The 4,174-nt window shown below is 72.4% G+C and carries 5 protein-coding genes; 2 read left to right on the forward strand and 3 right to left on the reverse strand.

Annotation, left to right across the window (positions count from 1 at the left end; all coding sequences use genetic code 11):
- On the forward strand, positions 1-583 hold a 583-nt coding region (locus tag N4P33_RS33380; protein WP_260830678.1), incomplete at its 5' end, for a triacylglycerol lipase.
- Positions 584-682: 99 nt separating this feature from the next.
- Complete coding sequence (locus tag N4P33_RS33385) at positions 683-1,906, forward strand: cation:proton antiporter (protein WP_260830679.1); 1,224 nt, start codon at positions 683-685, stop codon at positions 1,904-1,906.
- Between the two features lie 71 nt (positions 1,907-1,977).
- Here the strand turns inward: N4P33_RS33385 and N4P33_RS33390 are convergent, their stop codons facing one another.
- From N4P33_RS33390 to N4P33_RS33400, 3 genes are all read right to left on the reverse strand, one after another.
- Entirely contained in the window at positions 1,978-2,601 is a 624-nt protein-coding gene (locus N4P33_RS33390) for a sigma-70 family RNA polymerase sigma factor (protein WP_260830680.1), read from the reverse strand.
- A gap of 175 nt (positions 2,602-2,776) precedes the next feature.
- Positions 2,777-3,493: a hypothetical protein gene (locus tag N4P33_RS33395; RefSeq protein ID WP_260830681.1), complete on the reverse strand. Its 717-nt coding sequence runs from the start codon at positions 3,491-3,493 to the stop codon at positions 2,777-2,779.
- 160 nt (positions 3,494-3,653) lie between these two features.
- Positions 3,654-4,174: CAP domain-containing protein (locus N4P33_RS33400; RefSeq protein ID WP_260830682.1), on the reverse strand; the 521-nt coding region annotated here is incomplete at its 5' end.

Genomic DNA, 4,174 nt, shown 5'->3' on the forward strand with positions numbered 1-4,174 from the left:
CACCCCCGTCGTCTTCGTCCACGGCTACACCGGCAGCGCGTCCAACTGGACGACCGCGATGAGCGTCTTCCGGCTGAACGGCTGGTCGAGTTCCCACCTGTTCGCCTACGAGTACGACTCCTACGGCAACAACATCACCAACGCGCAGGGCCTCGCCCGCTTCGTCGACACCGTGAAGGCGCGCACCGGCGCGAGCAAGGTCGCGATCGTCAACCACTCGATGGGCGGCCTGGTCAGCCAGTACTACCTCAAGGTGCTCGGCGGGCACAGCAACGTCAGCCACCTCGCCTCGATCGCCGGCGCGAACCACGGCACCACCTACGCCGCCGCCTGCCTGATCTACACGACCTGTCAGCAGATGTACCCCGGCTCGTCGTTCATCGCCCAGATCACCGCGGGCGACGAGACACCGGGCAGCACCGAGTACGCCACCTGGTACTCGGCCTGCGACGGCATCATCATCCCGTACACCAGCACCCGGCTGAGCGGCGCGGACAACAACAACGTCCTCTGCCAGACCCACATCGGCTTCCTCGCCGACACGGCCGTCCTCGGGCAGATCGCCCGCTTCATCGCGTCCTGACCCGGCAGCCGGGACCGCGCGTCCCTCCGTCGGCCCCGGTCCGCTCGTCCGGGCCCGGCGGGTGGGTGAGAGTGGCGGCATGTCGCGGGGTGACGGGTCATGACGCATCCGGGCACCCTTGTGCTGATCATGGCTGCGGCCGTGCTCGCGCCGCTGCTGGTGTTCGCCGCCGGGCGGCGGGTGCGGGTGCCGCTGGTCATCTTCGAGCTGGTGCTCGGGATTCTCATCGGTCCTGACGTGCTCGGCTGGGCGCACCCCGACGAGGTGACCGACACGCTCGCCGACCTCGGGCTGTCGATGCTGATCTTCCTCGCCGGTTACGAGATCGAGTTCGCGGCGGTACGCGGCGACACCCTGCGCCGCTCGCTGTGGTCGTGGCTGGTCTCGCTGGGCCTGGGCATCGGGCTGGCGTTCCTGATCAGCGGCGGGGACATGTTCGAGGCGTTCGTCATCGGTACGGCGCTGACCAGTACCGCGCTCGGCACGGTCCTGCCGATGCTGCGGGACAGCGGGGAGCTGAAGGGCCGCTTCGGGACGGTGATGTCCGCGTTCGGAGCGGTCGGCGAGTTCGGTCCCGTCGTCGCCATGGCGCTGCTGCTCAGCGGGCGCCGGCCGGCCGAGTCGGCGGCGCTGCTGGTGGCGTTCGGGGTGATCACGGGCCTCGCGGTGGCGTGGGCGCTGCGGCCCCGGCCGCCGTGGTTCGGGCGGCTGACCGAGCGGACCCTGCACAGCAGCGCCCAGTTCGCGGTCCGGTTCGTGATGCTGCTGCTGGCCTGCATGCTGGGCCTGGCCGAGGCGTTCGGGCTGGATGTGCTGCTCGGCGCGTTCGCCGCCGGCGTCCTCACCCGGATCATCCTGCACCGGGCGGTGCCCGCCGCGAGCGGGGAGGTGCTGGGCAAGGTGGAGGCCATGGGGTTCGGCTTCCTGGTGCCCCTGTTCTACGTCGTGACCGGCATCGAGTTCGATCTGGACGCGCTGCTCCACGACCCGGTGGCGCTGCTGCTGGTGCCGGTGTTCCTGCTGCTGGTCCTGCTGGTGCGGGGCGGGCCGGTGTTCCTGCTCGCGCCGAGGGACCTGGGCCGCCGGGACCGTGCCGCCCTCGCGTTGTTCGCCTCGACGTGCCTTCCGCTCGTCGTCGCGATCACCACCATCGGCGTGGACCAGGAGCTGCTCGGTTCCGACGAGGCCGCGTCGCTGGTGGGCGCCGCGATGATCTCCGTACTGGTGCTGCCGCTGCTGGCGATGCGGCTGCGGGCGGCGGACCGCGGGGCGGCACGGGCCCGGCCCGCCCGGGAGTCGGTGGACGACTCGGAGACGTGGTGAGGGGCGCGGGGCTTTTGGTGACCCGCGCCCGGCGTCTCACTCCGCGAAGACCTCGCGCAGCTTGGTATACGTCATGCCGCGGCGCCCAGCGGTTCCGCCCGCTCGGCGTCGTTCAGGGACTGGATGAGAAAGGAGCGGGCGCGGGCGACGCGGGAGCGGACCGTGCCGACCGGGCAGTCGCTGAGTTCGGCCGCCTCCGCGTACGGCAGTCCGACGAGCTGGGTGAGCACGAACGCCTCGCGGCGGTCCTCGGGCAGCGCCCGCAGCAGTTCGGCGAGGGCGATGCCGTCGTCGAAGCCGGGGAGGCCGCGGGGCTGGGTGCGCTCGGCGGCGCTCTGCCAGTCGTCGGTGTCGGCCGGCCGCGGCCGGGCGGTGGTCCGCCGGTGGCTGTCGATCACCGCGCGGCGGGCTATGGCCAGCAGCCAGGTACGGGCCGAGGAACGGCCCTCGAAGCGGTGCAGGCTGCCCAGGGCGCGCAGGAAGGTGTCCTGCGCGAGGTCGTCGGCGGCCTGCGGGTCGGCGCTGAGATACGTGACGTAGTGGCGTACGTCCCGCTGCAGGGCGCGTACGAACTGCTCGACGGCCGCCGGGTCGCCGGCGCGGGCGGCGAGTGCCAGGGCCGTGGCCGCCTCGTCGGCGGAGGTCTTCTCGTCGTGCGTTCTCGTGGGTTCGGCAGACAGGGCAGGAGGGAGCACCTGGTGTCCTTCTCGGGAGTCCGGACGTCCGGGCATGCGGACGGGCCGCGCGGGGCGCGGCGGATCCGGCGATGGTCAGAGAGTGGCGGGCGTATGCGGGTACGGCTGCACACGCCCGTGGCCCGAGCCGCGTCCGGGCGCGAGGACGCACGGACGACTCGGGGAACCGGCTGTCTCAGAGAGCTCGGAGAGTTCGGAGAGTTCGGCGAGCTCCGGGAACAGCGGTCCCCGCGGGCGGGCCCCGAGAAGTGAGGGTGTGGACGAGGAGGAGCCGACGCGGCGCCCGGGTCGTATGACTCCGGCGGACGCGGAGGCGAGGGCGTGGTGCGGGCAGGGCGAGGAGCAGCCGCAGCGGGGCTGCCAGCCGGGCGGCGACGGCCCGCAGGATGCGGAAGGCCGCGCGTTCGCCGTACGCGAGCCACAGTCCGCACAGCAGCGCGGCCAGCAGGTGCGCGGCGAGCATGCCCGTGGAGGACATCCCGGCCGTGGCGTGCTCCCCGCCCGGCATGGGCTGGGGGGCGGAGCCGGTGGCGGTCATGGAGTGCATGGCATGACCCATGTGCGCCATGTGATGCGCAGGGCCCGCCGCGGACGTGCCGTCACCCGTGCCGCCGCCCAGGGACACCGTCGCCGGCGTCAGCTCCTGCGCGTACGAGAACCACAGGTGCAGGGCCGTCTGTACGGTCACCACGGCGGCGGAGACGGGAAACAGTCCGCGTTCCCGGTCGGCGAGGCACCAGGCCGCGCTGCCGGTCGCCGCGGTCGCCGCGCCCAGCGCCCACCAGGGGACGGGCGTGCCCGACATGAGGATGTGCCCCAGGGCGGCGAGCAGCACACAGACGGCCGCGAACACCGCGGCGCGTGTCGTGCGCACACCCCACCCAGGACTCATGGCGGCTCATCCTCGCATCCTCGGCCCCGCCCTCATCAGGGGGTACGCGAACGTCCCCCGCCGGGCACTCAGTACTCTCCCGGTGATTCACGTCACAGTAAAGACCCGGTGTGCGGGTGGAGTTGGGCTGCCGGGTGTGTGGTGGTGCGGTGCGGTGCGGTCAGAAGCCGAACACCTGGGTCCACGTCCAGTCGTTCGTCGTGACGCCGACGCCCATCGTCTTGAGGTCGCAGTTGAGGATGTTGGCGCGGTGGCCGGGGGAGTTCATCCAGGCGTCCATGACCGACGCGGCGGAGCTCTGGCCGCGGGCTATGTTCTCGGCGCCGGGGCTCGGGTAGCCCTGGGCCTTGGCCCGGTCGGCGAAGGAGCGGCCGTCCTGGCTGGTGTGGTCGAAGTAGTCGTTGGCCGACATGTCCTCGCTGTGCAGCTGGGCGGCCCTGGCCAGGCGGTTGTCGGCGGTCACCGGCCCGCAACCGGCCTTGCTGCGCTCGGCGTTGGTGAGCGCCAGGACCTGCGCGGCGGGCGTACCGGCGGGGGCGGCCTGCGGGGCGGACGGCGGCTTCTGCTGCGGCGCCTTGGACTTGGTGCGTTCGGGTGAGGCTGGGGGTGTGGAGGGGGTCTTCATCGCGGTGGCGAAGCCCGTGCCCTCCTCGCCGATCATGCGGTCGGCGGGGATGCGGA

It is taken from the genome of Streptomyces sp. 15-116A (genome assembly GCF_025290915.1).
Lineage (GTDB): Bacteria > Actinomycetota > Actinomycetes > Streptomycetales > Streptomycetaceae > Streptomyces.

Coding starts and splice junctions, on each gene's coding strand:
- N4P33_RS33395 (WP_260830681.1), bottom strand. CDS start 3,493: ATGAGTCCTGGGTGGGGTGTGCGCACGACACGCGCCGCGGTGTTCGCG.
- N4P33_RS33385 (WP_260830679.1), top strand. CDS start 683: ATGACGCATCCGGGCACCCTTGTGCTGATCATGGCTGCGGCCGTGCTC.